The sequence below is a fragment of the Halopseudomonas sp. genome (assembly GCF_041579695.1).
Classification (GTDB): Bacteria; Pseudomonadota; Gammaproteobacteria; order Pseudomonadales; family Pseudomonadaceae; genus Halopseudomonas.
In genome coordinates this window covers 45,795-62,702 of record NZ_JBFGFI010000009.1, presented here as the reverse complement: position 1 = coordinate 62,702, position 16,908 = coordinate 45,795, and the positions used below count along the sequence as shown (strand labels likewise).

Sequence of the window (16,908 nt, the reverse complement as noted above, 5' to 3'; positions counted from 1 at the left end):
GGCTGCCCAGATGGCCCAGCTCCAGCGGAGGGTCGATCATTATCAGAGCAATGACACCGGTCAGCGTTTTGCGATCGGTTGCCTGATCGTGTTTGCCGTGTTCCAGGCCCTGATGCTGCTGTGGGTGGTACTCAGCTAAACTACTCAGCCCAGGCTGGCAACAAACAACGTCTGATAGTGTCGGCATTTAGCTGCGCTGAGCACAAAAACGCCATGCCCGCCATGGGCAAGGGCCACCCATTCGAAATCCACCTCGGGCCACTGCGCTGCTACATGCACCATGCTGTTGCCTACCTCAACCACCAGCACGCCGTCCTCCGTCAGGTGATCGGCAGCCTCGGCCAGCATGCGCCTCACCAGATCAAGACCATCGTTGCCGGCGCTCAAGCCCATTTCGGGCTCGTGCAGGTACTCATCCGGCAGATCGGCCATGTCTTGAGCATCGACATAAGGGGGATTACTGACGATCAGGTCGAATCGCTCCCCCGGCACGCCTTCGAAGCCATCGGACCAGCGTGCCTCGACGCGGTCCTGCAGCCCGTGGGCTTCGATATTGCTTTCGGCGACGGCCAGCGCATCAGCCGACAGGTCGACCAATACCACTTCCGCCTGCTCAAAGGTATGGGCACAGGCAATACCGATGCAGCCACTACCGGTACACAGATCCAGAATGCGCAGCGGATCGCGCTCCAGCCAGGGTTCGAAACGGTTGGTAATCAACTCCGCAATCGGTGAGCGTGGAACCAGTACGCGCTCGTCGATCAGAAAATCATAACCGGCAAAACGCGCGTGGCCGGTCAGATAGGACGCTGGGATGCGCTGCTCTATACGCCGGTTGAGCAGCGCCACGACGATGTTTCGCTCGCTGTCGGCCACGTGGCAATCCAGGTAGCTTTCCTGCGTTTCCCATGGCAGATAGAGCGCATGCAATACCAGTAACCGCGATTCGTCCCAGGCATTATCCGATCCATGACCGAAGAATAGTCCCTCCTGGTGGAAACGGCTGACACCCCAGCGGATACAGTCCCTGATGGTCGTTAACGCGATAAGCTCTTGCATGACTGGGGTCTCCGGTTGCCTGTCAGGCTGACATTCTACCCTCCAAGCAGCCGGAAACTACTGATACACTTGCTTTTTTGCGATGAGATCGATCCCTGATGAGCAACCATCCGACAGATCCGGACGACCTCGACCTGTTTCGCCAGGCGATAAAGGGTGCCCGACCGATCAAGGTAGACCAGGCCGATACCGGTAGACCGCGTGCTGACAAGGCGCGCATCAAGGCCGCCCGGCAACTGGCAGTGCAGCCAGACAACCGCCTGAAGGTGGACGGTCTATCGGACCAGTTCGTAATCGATGTCTTGCCCGAGGAAGAGCTCGCCTGGGCTGCCAATGGCGTGCAGGAAAGCCAGTTGCGCAAGCTCAAGAGTGGGCAGATCCCCTTCGAAGGCTCAATCGATTTGCACGGGATGACCGTAGACAAAGCTAGAGAGCTGCTCTGGGAATTCCTCGCGGAAGCGAACCGGATGGAGATCCGTTGCGTGCGCGTGACGCACGGCAAGGCGCAACGCAAGGATGGCCGTAATCCGATCCTCAAGAGCCATGTGAACACCTGGCTGCGGCAACACACCAAGGTGCTCGGCTTTACCTCCTGCATTCCGCGCCACGGCGGTACCGGGTCGGTCTATGTATTGCTCAAACGCACAATGCTCGAAGGGCGCGACGAATAGGCCTCCAAGCTTAAGCGTTCAGATACAGGTAGCGCCGCCGTCCACCGGCAAAGCGATGCCCGTGGTAAAACCGGCGCCCTCGGAGCACAGGTAGAGGACCGCCGCGGCAATTTCGTCGGCCTTGCCGATGCGCCCCACCGGATGCATCGCGGCGGCGAACTCCGCCTTGCGCGGATCGATTGCCGCAGCACGGCGGAACATCTCGGTATCGATTACGGCGGGGCACACTGCGTTGATCCGCACGCCCTTCTTGCCATATTCGACCGCCGCCGAACGGGTCAGACCCAGAACCGCATGCTTGCTGGCGCTGTAAATGCTCATCTTTGGCGCAGCACCCAGAGCGGCAATCGAGGCGGTATTGACGATCGAGCCGCCACCGTTGGCCAGCATCAGCGGAATCTCGTACTTCATGCACTGCCAGACGCCCTTGACGTTGACGTTCATGATGTTATCGAACACGTCTTCGCTGCCATCGGCGAGCTTGTCCTGTTCGATTTCGATACCCGCATTATTGAATGCGCAGTCCAGCCGGCCGTAATGACTGATGACAGAATCCATCAACGCCTTGACCTCATCGGCACTGACCACGTTGCAGCGAACAAACACTGCTTCGCCACCTGCCGCCTTGATCCCTTCAACCACGGCCTGGCCACCCTGCTCATCGATATCCGAAACCACCACGCGGGCGCCCTGACGGGCGAAAGCCTCGGCAGTTGCCTGGCCAATGCCCGCAGAACCGCCGGTAACCAATGCAACCTTGCCGCTGAATGTCATGCTCATGTGTGTCAACTCCTGACAGTTTTAACCGACCAGTCGGGATAATATCAGCACAAACGTCATAAACAGACCCGATCAGCCCTGATGTTCACACTTCATACTGTCTGCCTATGAATGACACCAGGCTCAGCGGGCACTGCGCTCTGTCAGATACTCTACAACTGCCGTCTGATCACCGCTGAAAACAACCCGCTCATCCTTGCCGCTGCGTTGATAGGCGTACATCGGATCGTAGTAATCGGTCAGCAGGCCAGCGATCCATTCCCGGTGGGGGTCGACGCTGCCCGAGCGTCGTTGCTCTGTCAGCGCGTTTTCCATTATTGCCTGCAGTGCCTGCTGCTTTTCGCCGCCCAGGCGCTTGCGAATACGCAGCAACCCGCCCGAGAGGTGCTCGGCGAACAGATCGAATGCCTGCTCCGGATCCTCGGGGTACAGCGCTGCAAACTCGCCGTGCATATCCACCACGTAGTCACCCAGGATGCGGGTCACCCGATTATCAAAACTGTCCTCCAGCCAGATCAGCGGAGCTTCCTGCATCAGGCGGAAAAGCTCCAGTGGTACTGTGCAGCTACCCACCATGCGACCCTCATCCTCCAGCACCAGCTCTCGCGCGCCCCTGTCGGTTACCCGCAGGGCCTGGATTGCAAGGGCGTTCTCGAAATCAATCTGGTTAGGTTGGGGTGTCGCATGTCGACCGAAACTGGAGCCACGATGGTGGGCATGACCTTCCAGGTCCAGACTACCGGCTACCGCGTTGATCACCTCGGTCTTTCCGGTACCGGTCAGACCCGCAACGATATTCAGCGGCAGGCTCTGTACGGTCTGTTCCAGGCTGTCGATCAGGAAGCGACGCATCGCTTTGTAGCCACCGATCACCCGCGGATAGCCAATCCCCGCTTCGGCCAGCCACTGCTGCACCAGCTGCGAACGCAACCCGCCGCGAAAACAATACAGATAACCTTCCGGGTTGGCTGCGACAAATTCAGCCCAGGCCGCGACCCTCTGCTCTTTGACCGAACCATGGACCAGCTTGTGCCCGAGCGCGATCGCCGCCTCCTGACCCGAATGCTTGTAACAGGTACCTACCTGCTGGCGTTCGCTGTCTGTCATCAGCGGCAGATTGACCACACCGGGAAAGGCGCCCTTGTCGAACTCGACCGGGGCGCGTACATCCATCATCGGCGCGGACTGCAAAAATATCCGGCGGAAATCATCCGTATTCTCACGCATCAGATGACCTCGACCCAGGCACCGCCGTCAGCTTCCACGCACTCGCCAACTGGCTCCAGGTGAAAACCGGCCTCACGCGCCACAGCGAGAAAATCGTCCTCGCCAGCTGGATCTACCGCTACCAGCAAGCCGCCGCTGGTCTGCGGATCACACAGCAGATTTCGCCAGGCCTCAGGCATGGGTGCCAGTTTGTGACCGTAGCTGTCGAAGTTGCGGCCCGAACCGCCCGGCACACAACCCTGCTCCAGATAATATGCGACGCTCGACAACCGCGGGACGCGGCTTTCTTCGATCCGCGCCTTGACGCCCGAGCCTTCGGCCATTTCGGCCAGATGGCCAAGCAGACCGAAGCCGGTTACGTCAGTCATCGCCTGCACCCCTGGCAGCGCTGCGAAGAGTGCGCCCACGCTGTTGAGCTGACACATCAGGTCGCGGGCTACACCGGCATCCTCGGCACGCAGTTTCTTCTGCTTTTCGGCAGTGGTCAGAATACCGATACCCAGCGGCTTGGTCAGATACAGGCGCGCTCCAGGACGAGCCTGATCGTTACGCTTGAGACGGCTGCGCAGCACCTGTCCGGTAACGGCGAGCCCGAAGATCGGCTCCGGCGCATCTATTGAATGGCCACCTGCCAGGGGCATACCCGCCTCGGTGCATACCGACCGCGCTCCGGCAATGACCTGACCCGCGACATGCGCCGGCAGGACATTGACCGGCCAGCCGAGAATAGCTATTGCCATCAGCGGCGAACCACCCATCGCGTAGATGTCGCTGATGGCGTTAGTAGCAGCGATGCGGCCGAAGTCGAACGCGTCATCGACGATCGGCATGAAGAAGTCGGTCGTACTGACAATGCCCTGCTCACTGTCGAGTCCGAACACCGCAGCGTCGTCGCGACTGTCATTGCCCACCCACAACTGCGGGAAGTCCGGGCCAGCATCGCCAACCGCAAGAATCTCATCCAGCACCTTTGGCGAAATCTTGCAGCCGCATCCGGCACCGTGACTGTACTCGGTCAAGCGCACTGTCTCGTTCATCCTGCTCTCCAGCATTGGGCACAAGCGGCGAATTTTAGCACGTCGACAGCGCTCAGGGTTTGCCACTCTCGAACCGATCAAGCGTGTCGCTGGCGACCATTCGCCCGAGCTCGATAAGCTCCGGGGCGCGCTGGAACTCGAAAAAGCGGCAAAGGCGCTTGGGTACGTCAATCACCACATCGGGCGGATAACCCGCGATCTTGTACTGGGTCAGCGATGCCTGCATTGTCTCGAACGAGAGGTTGATCAGGTCCAGCAGGCTGGCAGGGCCCGCCGGGGCTACCGGTGTGAGTGTCGCTGGCTGGGCCTTGTCCTGTGCCGGCTCTGGCCCACCCTGCTCCGGCTCGTCAACCACCACTTCATGCTCTAGCTGTTCGGCAAAATCGAGGTCCTCGATCATGCCCTTGTCGCTCAGCGCGTCGCGACGCATCCGCCAGTTGCGCATACTCAGAGTCTCCATCCAAAGATCCCACTGCTGGCGCATGGGTGCCGGTCGCTCGATAACCGGCAGCGTATAGCCGTTATTGCGGGTGCTGTTGAGGTTAACCGCAATGATCAGATCGCAATGCGAAGACACCACCGGCACGATCGGCAGAGGGTTGAGCAGTCCACCGTCAACCAGCACGCGCCCGCCTTGGCGAACCGGGGAAAACAGGCTGGGAATAGCCGCGGAAGCGCGCATTGCCTGGTGCAGGCAGCCCTGCTGAAACCAGACTTCCTGCTGGTTGGTCAGATCGGTTGCCACCGCGGTGAAGTCGATAGCCAGATCCTCGATGCGCTGTTCTCCGACGATCTCGCGAATGCGGCCAAATACCCGCTCACCGCGAATTGCGCCCATGTTGCCAAAGCCAATGTCGAGCAGCCGCAGTACATCGAGATAATCCAGCCCGGACACCCATTCGCGATATTCACCCAGCTTGCCAGCTGCGTACATCCCACCCACCACCGCGCCCATCGAGCACCCGGCGATACAATCGATCACGTATCCGCGGCGTTCGATTTCTTCGATAACACCAATGTGGGCATAACCCCGCGCTCCACCACTGCCCAGTACCAGCGCTACTCTTTGCGTCATGGGGTCTCCTGTTGTATTCCGATGCCGATTGACGGCGAAAGCCGGTCTGAGCATGATGCCCGGATGTCTTCCGGCGCATAAGGCCCTCCGTGCTATATCCCAGTGTATTGCGTTACCTCAAAATCACCCTGTTTCTACTGCTGCTCCTGGCGGCTGTCGGCACACTCGTGGGCTGGGCGCTGCATAGCGCAGAGCCCAAACGCAACGGGCAACTGGACCTGCCGGGGCTGCACGAACCGGTCTCAGTATTCTACGATGCGTGGGGCGTGCCGCACATCGACGCGCAAAACGATGCGGACGCTTATCGTGCTTTGGGCTACATCCATGCCCAGGAACGGCTGTTCCAGATGGATATGTTACGCCGTATCGGCGCAGGAAGGCTTTCGGAAATCTTCGGGATCGAGTCCCTGGATACCGACCGGTTCTTCCGTTCGCTGGGGATCAACCGTTTCGCCCGGGGCTACGCCGCCTATCTGGAAACCCAGGCCGATGAGCCCCATGTACAACTGATCCATGCCTACCAGGACGGCATAAATCAGTACATCGATCATGGCGGCCAGCCGCTGGAGTACAGCATGCTGCTGACTCGCCCGGATTACTTCTCCACCGAAGACATCGCCCATGTGATGGGTTACATGGCCTACTCCTTTGCCGAAGCCTTCAAGACCGACGCCTTGCTCGACCAGGTACGCGGCAAACTGGGGCAGCGACATGTCCAGGATCTGGTTCCCGGCTGGCCGGACAGCATGCCTCCGCGCAGCGCTCCGGCCGAGCCTGTTAGCGGGACCAAAAATACTGTCTGGGCTGCAGAGTTGCTGCGTCAGATTGCCAGCGTGGAGCATCAGTTGCCCGCCGGCCAGTTTCTCGGCAGCAACGCCTGGGCGGTCAACAGCAGTCGCAGCGACAGCGGAGCACCCATGCTGGCGAATGACCCGCATATCGGTTTTTCGGCCCCGGCGGTCTGGTTCGAGGCGCATATTCGCACCCCTGAACATGAAGTGTATGGTCATTTTCTCGGCGGCATTCCTTTCCCGCTGCTTGGCCAGACACGACACCACGCCTGGGGTTTGACGATGCTGATGAATGATGAAATCGACTTCTATCGCGAGCGCACAAACCCCAAGGATGCCGGTCAGATCTGGGAGGCAGACAAGGGCTGGCAGGATATGAGGATTCATGAGGAAGTGATCAAGATACGCGGCCACGAGGACCGTCTCATCCGTTTGCGCAGCTCTCATCACGGCCCGATCATCAATGATCTGCCAGCCCAGTCGGCCAGTGGTCTCGAGAGCGACCGTCCTCCTGTGAGCCTGTTCTGGACATTCCTCGATCCCGCAAACGATTCGGCCAAGACGTTTTACGGTCTGTCCCGCGCAACCAGTATGGAAGAATTCGAACAGGCCGCCTCGCTACATAGCTCACCGGGTCTCAACCTGATCTATGCCGACACTGACGATAACATCGCGATGTGGGCAATCGGTCTGATCAAACGCTGGCCGAAGAGCAACAATGGCTTCAGCTTGCTCAACGGCAGCACCAGCGATGATGCGTTTCGCGGTTACCAGCCGTTTGCGTCAAACCCGCGTACAATCAATCCCCGGCGAGGCCACGTCTACAGCGCCAACCACCCCTATGCCGAGAGCAACCCGAGGCGCCGCTTACCCGGTTATTACGCCCCCACGGAACGGTCGGAACGGCTCGGGGAACTGCTCGACAACGACAACACCTTTGATCTCTCTCAGTTCAAGGCGATGCAGCTGGATACGCGGCGCCCCCAGGCCCTGGCGATGTTGAAGGATGCACTGCCCCTGCTCCAGGACAGCTTGCTGAGTGCCGATCTGCGTGCGCCGGCCGCGCGGGCTGCTACGATTCTTGCCGAGTGGGACGGCAGTTTTAACCGTGATCAGGTTGGCGCTGCGCTATTTCAGCGCTGGCAAGACCACCTGCTCGAGGCGCTCTTTGCGGATGAACTACAGGACAATTTCGCGGTATTCCGCAATACCCTCATGGCAGAAAAAAGCCTGTTCAGCCTGTACTGGAAACCCGCCTCACCCTGGTGGGACAACCGACAGCAACCGATCATGGACGGGCGGCAAGCAGCGATCGAACAGGCCTGGATACGCGCCATCGAGAGCCTCTCCGCGGACCTGGGTATAGAACCGGAGAAGTGGAACTGGGGCCGATTGGCCCTGCTGCAGCACAAGCATGCGCTGAGCGACCGACTACCCTTTGCCGGATTTCTCGATAGTCAGACCACCGCTGTGGACGGCGGACGAGAAAGTCTCAACAGTATGTCGTTCGACAGCGGCGGGCCGACCTATCAGATCAAGGCGGGCCCCTCCACACGACGATTGATTGATCTGGCAGACCTCAATGGTACGCTGGGCATCAGCCCTCTGGGGCAATCAGGTAACCCCCTGGATTCTCATTACACCGATCAGGCAGAGCTATATAACGAGGGCCGTTACCGCAGTCAGCTGTTTGATTGGCTGGCGATAAAGGCCCTGCCGGATCATCTGCTTATCGAGCCGGCCAAACGACAACGCTGACAGGACATCAGAGTTTCTCAAGAACCACACCGGTTTCCGGATAGGGCTCGCCAATTTCCAGGCGCGAGGCCCGGATATCCAGATCGATCAATCGCTGCATCACCGCAGGGGCCTTTTCACCGCTAATGGCAACCCTTACCCGCGTGTCCGAACGCAACATGCGGTTGACCAGATTCAACCACACCTCTGGCTCCTCGGCTCTGGGGTTATCTGAGCCGCTCCCCGGCTCCAGGGCGGGCAATGCCAGACGTCCGTTAGCATGCAGAAGCTTCAGAAGGGTTGCCGGTGTAGGGTACAACGGCTCGCTTATCGCCTCATCGGGCGTGAACTGATCAACGTGTAGATAGACACGACGGTTACCCCGGGTAATGGCATAGAGACTGATCAGCTTCTGCGGATCTTCGTCGAGACTCAGCGCAAGATAGGCCTGATTCTCCTCCGGCCCGTAAAGCCTGGAATTATCAAGCACCTCGTTGGCCCATAAACTGCTCGCTCCGCATTCCCTGCCCTCGCAGTAGTACAACATGCTGTGCGGCCGCGCCAGCAGCTGTTCCTTGGCGTGGTCGAACGCTTCTACACTCGAGTGAGCACGGGGTATTTCGAATGTCACCCTGATCAATTCCCCGATGGCTCGAACCTCCCGCTCCGCGCGCAGCCGGTTGTTGACCTTGCGCACCAGGCCAATCACCACACCATGATCGGTATCGAGTCGCACCTCCGACTGTGTTACCTCAGCACCGGGAAATGGCTCGATTACCAGGCCCTCCGGAACGGACTCTTCTGCCATGGCGACCTGAGCGAGAAGCAAAAATCCCAGACCAAGTGGGGCATGCCGGGAAAAAGCTGTGAATGACATCGATACTCCTGAGGCTGTTATTCGCTCCAGCGTACCGTGACACCACTTGAGTGGCATCGACAATCACGCCAGATCGGCAAAAAAACTGTCAAATATCGTTGCTACCGCCTCGGCCTGCTCCTCAAGGTGCAGGTGATGACCGCCATCCATATCGTGGCGCGTAATGTGCGCAAACCGTTCGATACGCTCAACGACCTGAGGATGCTGGTGCATAACTCCTTGATTAGCCAATATCAAGCAAACAGGCGACTTTATGGCTTCGATAAAGGCAGCGGCGTGCTCGCTGGTCAGTCGCATCGGCGAGGGTAGCATCAATTGTGGATCGGTTCGCCATGTCCAGCCGCCGTGCTCGGGCATCAGACCACGCTCCACCAGCAGCGCGGCCGCGTCATGGCTGAGCGCCGTATTGCCGCCCCTTGCACGCGCTTGAACTGCTTTTGCCACGCTGTCGTAGACTGGCTTGCGTTTGTCGGCCAGCGCCAGACTGGCATCAAAGAAGCGTGCCATCTGCTTGGGCGCCTCTTCGGCTTCGGAGGTAAAAGGCAGCAGACCATCGACCAGGCAGGCGCCCATGATGCGGTCCGGCAGGCTACCGGCAAGGATGCCGCTGATAATCGCCCCCATGGAGTGGCCAAGCAGGGCGAAACGCTTCCAGCCCAGGCTCTCTGCCACCTGCAGCACGGTGGCTGCCTGCTGCCACAGACTATAGCCGGCTGCGGGCATATGGCCGGAAAGTCCATGACCGGGCAGATCCAGTGCGACCAGATGGATGCCGGGCAGGTGGGGTGCCAACCGGTCAAAGGTAGCAGCGTTGTCTAGCCAGCCATGCAAACCGATGACCGGCAAACCGTCAGAATCACCCCAGACCTTGGCCGCCACCTCCAGTGATGGCAGAGAAAAACGCACTTCGTGACTGCTTGCTTGCATAAGAGACTATCCTGTTCGGCGAACCGGTGACGCATCAGAACTGGCAGGGACGAGACTGAGCGAACCGAATTTGAAGAGCGCCAATCTATGTCGCCTGCCACACGGGAGCAAGCAACGGTGACCGCCATGAATAGCCGAACATAATCAGGAACCTGTGTAAGTCGTGAGGCCCCGGCGCTGCTCTCAGTCGGCACTCTTTACCGGCACAACAGCGATCGTGAGCCGGGAAATGCAGGTCGGTTCGCCGGCGTCGTTGTGTAGGCGGATGTCCCACACATGGGTGGTCCGGCCTAGATGAACCGGGCGCGCTGTTGCGGTCACCCTGCCACTGCGCACCGCCCGCAGGTGGTTGGCATTGACTTCGAGGCCCACGCAATAGAATTTGTCTTTATCTATACACAGATAGGACGCCGTGCTTCCGAGCGTTTCGGCCAGCACTACCGACGCCCCGCCATGCAGTATTCCGTAGGGTTGATGGGTGCGGTGGTCCACCGGGATGCTCGCACTGATCCAGTCGTCGCCGTAATCCTCGAAACGGATATCCAGCAAAGTGTTGATGTTCTGTCCGCCGTGTAACTGATCGAAATCCACCTTCTGTTTCCAGATCGCCACCGCACTCTCCTCCTGCTATCCGAATAGGACGCGCCAGTGACGCCCCCCGTGACTGCTTGGCCGGGGGATCAATCCTCGCCCTGCCAGACCACATGTTTGCCACTCACCGACCAGCTTTCGAACTGGTCCTGATACGTGGCTTCCACCACGTTGCGCTTGATCTTCAGGGTCGGCGTCATGAACCCGTTCTCGACGGCCCAGGCATCCTTGACCACGACCAGACAACTCAACTGCTCATGCTTTGCCAGACCAGCATTGACCTCTTCAAGCAAATGCGCGAGGCCCTGGGTAACCTGTTGGCGATTTTCCTGCGCCTCGCGACTGCCTGCCTCGGATAGCTGAACCAGAGCCAGCGGCTGGGGCAGATTATTGCCGACTACGCACACCTGCTCTACCTGACCATGCGAGGACAAGAGATTTTCAATCGGAGCCGGCGCCACATACTTTCCCTTGGAGGTCTTGAAAATGTCCTTGATCCTGCCCGTCAATCGCAGAAAGCCTTCGTTATCGATTTCGCCGATGTCTCCGGTGCGCAGAAAGCCTTCCGACGTTATCGTTTCGGCGGTTTTCTCGGGCTCCTTGTAATAACCCTGCATCGTTCCGTTGCTGCGTACCAGCAGCTCACCCTCATCCGACAGCCGACACTCCACGCCGGGGTTGGGTAAACCGATCCAGCCCTTCTTGTACCGCTTGGGGCGGCCTAGATGCGAGTACCCACAGTTCTCGGTCATCCCGTAGACTTCAGCTATGTTCAGCCCCAGACTCTGGTACCAGGCCATGGTGCTGTCTGCCACTGGCGCCGCCCCACACACCGCATAGCGAATCTGGTCCAGTCCCAGGCCGTTTAATACCTTGCGGCTCATGACAGAACCGACAAAAGGCACCTTGAGCAGGATGTCGAGCATGCGGGGATTTATCTTGCTGATTACACCCAGATGGAACTTGACCCAGATCCGCGGCACGCCGAAAAACACCGTGGGTCGCGCACGCTGCATGTCTCGCTGGAAGGTTTCCAGCGTGTCGGCAAAATAGATTGTCTCGCCTGCCAGCAAGGATGCGATCTCGACAAACTGGCGCTCGGCCACATGGCACAGTGGCAGATACGACAACAGACGGTCTTCATCGGTGATATTGAACAGGCGCAGACAGTTGTTGGCCGAAAAGTACATATTCTGGAAGCTGAGCATGACACCTTTGGGCATGCCGGTTGTTCCGGAGGTATAGATGATGGTTGCCAGTTGCTCGGGCTCCGGCAAAGGGGTGCCCTGCATGGGCTCATTGCTCTCAAGCACACTTTGCCAGGAAAGCAGATCCGGATCTTCCGGCGCCAGCGGCAGTGCGACACGTGGCAGCTCCGGCGGCACTCCCGGGCGCATGCTGTCCCACTCATCGAGCTTGCCGATGAAGACGGCTCGGGCTTCGGAATGTTCGAGTATCTGCCGGACTGAATCAGCGGTCAGGTTGGGGTATAGGGGCACCGAGACATGACCCGCCATCCAGATCGCCAGATCAGCCATGATCCATTGCGCGCAGTTCTTGGAAATCAGGGCGATATGGCTTTGTGCTGGCAAGTTCAGGCTGTGCAGATAGCTTGCCACACGGCGTGCCTGCTCACCGACCTCGCGCCAGGTAAACTCCTGCACCTGGCCATCAGCCAGTGGCTGAACCAGGTAAGTCTTTTCCGGGTGCAACTGCTCTCGTCGGTAGAAAGCTGCCAACGCGGTCGCATCGGTCGATTTGGCCTGCTCTTCCATTCCAACACCTCGGTATGTCTTGTTTTTGTTATGAATATGCCTGTGGCTACCAGATCATCACCTGTCCGGGGGATCACTATCCCATGCTGTTCCGGTCCTGCCAAGACGATCGGCCTTGGAGGAAGATGGCATAGACGCCAGTCTCGAGACAGCGCTGTCAGGAGGAAAGTTCGCCCGGGCTGGTCAACAGCTGCAAGTGGCCGATGCCTGCAGCCGGAAAATCAACTTCTACGCAGGCCAGTCCTGCAGTGGGCATCGGATAGTGGCCACCTTCGTGGCCCTCGATAAGCAAACTGATCAACCGGCCGACCAGCGGTTGATGGCTTACCAGCAACAGGCTGCGTTCGTTGCGCTCGGCAAGGAAACCAAGCACCTGATGCGGATCATCATCGGGCGTCAACCAGGCAGCGGTGGAAATACCCCGCGGATAAGCCACAGTGCTCGACACCAGCTCTGCGGTCTGCTGTGCACGCAGATAGGGACTCGCAAGGATATTGTCCAGCGGCTCCCCGTCGAGCAGTTTGGCGACGACACTTGCTTCACGACGACCATACTCTGTCAGCGCCCGCTCCGGATCGCTGGCAGCCATCGATTCGGCCTGACCATGGCGCAGGATCCAGATCTTCATTTGCCCTCGGAGCTATTGCTGTCGGGGTCGGCCTGCACTGGAGCCACGGGCTGCCACTCGGCGCGGGCATCGGGCCACTCCATGAATGGCCAGGGTTTCTGTTCGCTGGCAAAGGTGACGAAACGCCCGATCTGCCAGGCATACTGCGACAGGCTGTTGCCGAACCCGGTCAAACGGGATTTGGCTTCACCGGTAAACAGCTTGAAGGCCAGCTGCAGCAGCGTGACCGCGATCAACAGGAGCTCGGTGATCTGCCAAGCCAGCGCCAGGAGCAGTGTATAGACCACCCTCAACCAGAAATCGGGGGATAAAACCGTGCGTTTGAATGCGTCCATCGATTATTCCTTTTCCAGCGGTGTGCAGGCCATGAACGCAGAAAACTCCACGTCATCCTTCTGTTCAGCACTCATCAGACGTCCGATCACTGCATCCAGCGGCTGCTGCTCGAAGAGGATCGCATGCAGACCTGCTACCAGCGGCATGTACACCTTCTCTTCATCAGACTTCTGCTTCAGCACCTTAAGAGTGTTCACACCTTCGGCAACCTGGCCGAGTTGTGCCACGCTCTCCTCGAGCGTCTTGCCCTGCCCCAGCGCATAACCCACCTGATAGTTTCGCGAAAGCGGCGACATGCAGGTAACGATCAAATCGCCCACACCGGCGAGCCCGAGAAACGTCAACGGGCTGGCTCCCATGTGCACAGCGAAACGGCTCATCTCGGCCAGTGACCGGGTAATCAGCATGCTTTTGGTATTCTCGCCCATGCCCAACGCTGCAGCCATGCCGGAAATTATCGCGTAGACGTTTTTCAGCGCGCCGCCCAGTTCGACGCCGTACTTGTCCTGACTGGCGTATACCCGCAAGCGCTGGCTGCCCAGCACCTGCTGAACCCTCCCACACAACGCTTGATCTTCACTGGCCACCACGGTCGCCGTCAGTTCCCCTGCAGCGATCTCCTTGGCCAGGTTGGGTCCTGACAATACCGCCACGCGCGCACCCGGGGCCTCCTGTTCAGCTATCTCGCTCATCATCAGGAAACCCGGTTGCTCGATACCCTTGGTAGTACTGATCACATCCTTGCCCGCAAGTTCAGAACCAATCGCGCTCAGCAGGGAACGAAAGGCACTGCTGGGGATAGCCAGGAACACCATATCGGCAGCAGCCACAGCAGCGTGTACGTCAGTGCTTATCCGCAGCCGCGGATCCAGCCTGAAGCCAGGCATATAGCGCTTGTTTTCGTGCTGCGCCGCGATTTCCGCGGCGACTTTTTCGTCCCGCAGCCACAGCGTTACCGGTACGTCCTGGGCGGCCATCAGGCCTGCCAGGGTGGTTCCGAAGCTGCCGCCACCCAGAACGCAAACGGAAATTTTCTTGTCAGTCATGCCAGATCCTTCAGCCGAGATTTCCAGCCAGTATAATTCACATCGCAAACCGGGCGCGCTTGGACCACAAAATCTGACGAAGTTCACTGGCAAAAGAGTTCATGGCGGTTAATATGGGCGCAAATTACTACCGTGGTTGCACAATAATGGCATCTTGTTCACCAAAACGCTTTCTACCCTTACTGGGCATGGCTATAAGCCTGCCAGCAATCGCCATGGATGACATCATATTGCAGCCGGTGGAGCTGCCTTCCGTTCTGAGCGCAACGCGACTGAAACAATCCCCTGCCGAAGTCCCCGGCAGCATGACAGTGATCGACCGCGAGCTGATCCGCGCCAGCGGTGCTCGCGACATTCCCGAGATCCTGCGCCTGGTGCCGGGGATGATGGTCGGCTACACAGTTGGTCATTTGCCCAACGTGAACTATCACGGCACCAACACCAGCGAAGCCAGGCGCATGCAGGTGCTGGTGGATGGCCGATCAGTTTACCGCCCGGGGCTGGCCACCGTGGACTGGACTGACATCCCGCTGGCAATCGAGGATATTGAGCGCATTGAGGTATTTCGCGGCCCCAATACCGCCGCGTACGGCGCCAACGCCCTTATGGGTGTGATCAACATCGTTTCAACTCCGCCGGAGTTGCGCCAGGGTACTCAGGTAAAGATCACCCAGGGCAACCGTGGCGTGAATGACCTGTATGCCAGCCAAGGCTTCAACCATGGCAATAGCGTTGCTCGGCTGAGCTTGTTCGGCAAGGAAGATGAAGGCTTCGATTTAGATGATGATGGTGATGATTATCGCGACAGCCGGCGGTTGAATGCCTTCAATCTGCTCGGAGAAACAACGCTGAGTCCGACCCAGAGCCTGCACTGGCAACTCGGCGCAAAGGAAGGCAGCAGTCAGTTGGACAATGATTACACGATCATGGCGAGACCATCTGATCTATCTTTCGAGCTTGACCGCACTATTGATCAACACGCTGCCAATTCCGACGTAAAGGCCCGAGACTATTTCGCGCAAATGCATTGGAAGAACGATCTCTCTGCAACCCATCGTCTTGAAATCAAGGCATACGCCCAGCACATGGAGCGCCTGAGCGAATGGCGGGCATGTGATTCACCCATTGTGTTTTCACCTCTTTTACGTGAACTGGCGGAGCTGGGCAATGTGTATCCGCGACGCCTCAACTACATTCTGCGCAACCGCGGCGGTGTCTGGGGCGACCCCGCTTTTTACCGAAATTATCTGGTCCAGTACGATAATCTGCCCGCCGACAAAGTCCCCCTGGTAGATGCGCTGGTCGCTGAACATAACGCCGCGCGCGACGGCCAACCGGCCTGCTGGGATCTGAATGAGAACCTGCGCGAGACCCGCTACGAGGTGGAACTGCAGAACACCATGCAACTCGCCGACTCGCTGCGCACGGTATTCGGCGGTAGCTTGCGCTACGACGAAGCCCGCTCAGACACTTTTTTCGACGGCCGGGTAGACAATCAGATCGGCCAGCTATTCGCCAACTTCGAATATCGGCCGCATGAGCGCTGGCTCTTGCACGCGGGTGCGATGGCCGAGGACGACCAGCTAAGCGGTTTCTCTTTCTCGCCGCGCCTGGCGGTGCATTACTTCCTGCGCCCGACTCACAGCCTGCGCGCAGTTTATTCCGAAGCAGTGCGGTCCCCGGACATGTACGAGAACAACGCGCAATGGACCTATACCGCCAATAACCTCAGCGGCCCGGTCTCGGGAAGCAACAAGTATTACGCCCTGGCAAGCGGCCCCGGCGATCTCGAACAGGAGCAGATGCGTTCGCACGAACTGGGCTATAACGGCTACTTCCAACAGATCGCGTTATCGATCGACATCAAGGCGTTCTATGACGAGATCAGCAACATGATCAGCCAGCCGCTGCAGATTGTTAACTTCGTACCCAACAATGACAGCTTCAGCCGCTTTACCGGCGCGGAGACACAGATCGACTGGCAGGCGACCCAGCGCGACAGACTCCGTGTAACCTATGCCTACATCGATTTTGTCGCGACCAACCGCCTCGATCAGCGTCTGACTCCGCGCAATAGTGGCTCGGCAGCATGGCTACGCGAATGGTCTATGGGTTTTCACAGCAGTCTCATATATTACGGCGCAGACATGTTGAACGAGCGCCGCTTCGAAAGACTCGACGGCCGGCTGGCCAAACGCTTTAGTACGGGCGTACGTAATAGCTTTGAGCTGGCCCTGACATGGCAATACAGACTCGATGATGAAGCTCTGACATGGCCGGAAAACCTGTACGAAAATCGTGACCACTATTACGTCACTGCGGAGCTAAGCTTCTAGGACCTCCATGCATAA

The 16,908-nt window shown here is 58.7% G+C and carries 15 protein-coding genes; 3 read left to right on the top strand and 12 right to left on the bottom strand.

From position 1 onward, the window contains the following. Positions 1 to 144: 144 nt before the first annotated feature. A complete protein-coding gene (gene prmB, locus ABYA88_RS03965) occupies positions 145 to 1,059 on the bottom strand; it encodes a 50S ribosomal protein L3 N(5)-glutamine methyltransferase (RefSeq protein ID WP_373185585.1) in 915 nt (304 codons plus the stop codon). 98 nt (positions 1,060 to 1,157) lie between these two features. On the opposite strand from prmB, the gene ABYA88_RS03960 reads away from it, so the two are divergent. Beyond that, positions 1,158 to 1,730, top strand: coding sequence for a Smr/MutS family protein (locus tag ABYA88_RS03960; RefSeq protein WP_373185584.1), 573 nt, complete (start codon positions 1,158 to 1,160; stop codon positions 1,728 to 1,730). A gap of 18 nt (positions 1,731 to 1,748) precedes the next feature. On the opposite strand, the gene ABYA88_RS03955 is transcribed toward ABYA88_RS03960, so the two are convergent. From ABYA88_RS03955 to ABYA88_RS03940, 4 genes are all read right to left on the bottom strand, one after another. Beyond that, positions 1,749 to 2,510 (bottom strand): SDR family oxidoreductase, encoded by a 762-nt coding sequence (locus ABYA88_RS03955; protein ID WP_373185583.1) that lies wholly within the window; start codon positions 2,508 to 2,510, stop codon positions 1,749 to 1,751. Positions 2,511 to 2,633: 123 nt separating this feature from the next. Continuing rightward, entirely contained in the window at positions 2,634 to 3,737 is a 1,104-nt protein-coding gene (gene mnmH / locus ABYA88_RS03950; protein WP_373185582.1) for a tRNA 2-selenouridine(34) synthase MnmH, read from the bottom strand. After that, on the bottom strand, positions 3,737 to 4,774 hold the full coding sequence (gene selD, locus ABYA88_RS03945) for a selenide, water dikinase SelD (RefSeq protein WP_373185581.1): 1,038 nt from the start codon (positions 4,772 to 4,774) through the stop codon (positions 3,737 to 3,739). The genes mnmH and selD overlap by 1 nt, the downstream gene beginning before the upstream one ends. Positions 4,775 to 4,826: 52 nt before the next feature. Next, positions 4,827 to 5,849, bottom strand: a complete 1,023-nt coding sequence (locus ABYA88_RS03940; protein WP_373185580.1) for a patatin-like phospholipase family protein — start codon at positions 5,847 to 5,849, stop codon at positions 4,827 to 4,829. A gap of 89 nt (positions 5,850 to 5,938) precedes the next feature. Between ABYA88_RS03940 and ABYA88_RS03935 the strand changes: the two genes are divergently transcribed. Continuing rightward, the gene (locus tag ABYA88_RS03935) at positions 5,939 to 8,398 is read left to right on the top strand and encodes a penicillin acylase family protein (RefSeq protein WP_373185579.1); all 2,460 of its coding nucleotides are present in this window, start codon (positions 5,939 to 5,941) and stop codon (positions 8,396 to 8,398) included. Positions 8,399 to 8,405: 7 nt separating this feature from the next. Here ABYA88_RS03935 and ABYA88_RS03930 read toward each other — a convergent pair whose 3' ends face one another. The 7 genes from ABYA88_RS03930 to ABYA88_RS03900 form a co-directional block, all read right to left on the bottom strand. Beyond that, positions 8,406 to 9,254 (bottom strand): DUF4892 domain-containing protein, encoded by an 849-nt coding sequence (locus ABYA88_RS03930; RefSeq protein ID WP_373185578.1) that lies wholly within the window; start codon positions 9,252 to 9,254, stop codon positions 8,406 to 8,408. A gap of 63 nt (positions 9,255 to 9,317) precedes the next feature. Beyond that, positions 9,318 to 10,181 (bottom strand): alpha/beta fold hydrolase, encoded by an 864-nt coding sequence (locus tag ABYA88_RS03925; protein ID WP_373185577.1) that lies wholly within the window; start codon positions 10,179 to 10,181, stop codon positions 9,318 to 9,320. 183 nt (positions 10,182 to 10,364) lie between these two features. After that, positions 10,365 to 10,793: a hotdog fold thioesterase gene (locus ABYA88_RS03920; RefSeq protein WP_373185576.1), complete on the bottom strand. Its 429-nt coding sequence runs from the start codon at positions 10,791 to 10,793 to the stop codon at positions 10,365 to 10,367. 68 nt (positions 10,794 to 10,861) lie between these two features. Further along, positions 10,862 to 12,547, bottom strand: a complete 1,686-nt coding sequence (locus ABYA88_RS03915; protein ID WP_373185575.1) for an AMP-binding protein — start codon at positions 12,545 to 12,547, stop codon at positions 10,862 to 10,864. Between the two features lie 157 nt (positions 12,548 to 12,704). Further along, positions 12,705 to 13,175, bottom strand: a complete 471-nt coding sequence (gene sixA, locus ABYA88_RS03910) for a phosphohistidine phosphatase SixA (protein WP_373185574.1) — start codon at positions 13,173 to 13,175, stop codon at positions 12,705 to 12,707. Next, on the bottom strand, positions 13,172 to 13,510 hold the full coding sequence (locus ABYA88_RS03905) for a DUF4389 domain-containing protein (protein ID WP_373185573.1): 339 nt from the start codon (positions 13,508 to 13,510) through the stop codon (positions 13,172 to 13,174). Before ABYA88_RS03905 ends, sixA begins: the two co-directional genes overlap by 4 nt. Before the next feature lie 3 nt (positions 13,511 to 13,513). Then, positions 13,514 to 14,557, bottom strand: coding sequence for an NAD(P)H-dependent glycerol-3-phosphate dehydrogenase (locus ABYA88_RS03900; protein WP_373185572.1), 1,044 nt, complete (start codon positions 14,555 to 14,557; stop codon positions 13,514 to 13,516). A 146-nt stretch (positions 14,558 to 14,703) separates the two neighbouring features. On the opposite strand from ABYA88_RS03900, the gene ABYA88_RS03895 reads away from it, so the two are divergent. After that, entirely contained in the window at positions 14,704 to 16,893 is a 2,190-nt protein-coding gene (locus ABYA88_RS03895; protein WP_373185571.1) for a TonB-dependent receptor plug domain-containing protein, read from the top strand. The last annotated feature ends 15 nt before the right edge of the window (positions 16,894 to 16,908 follow it).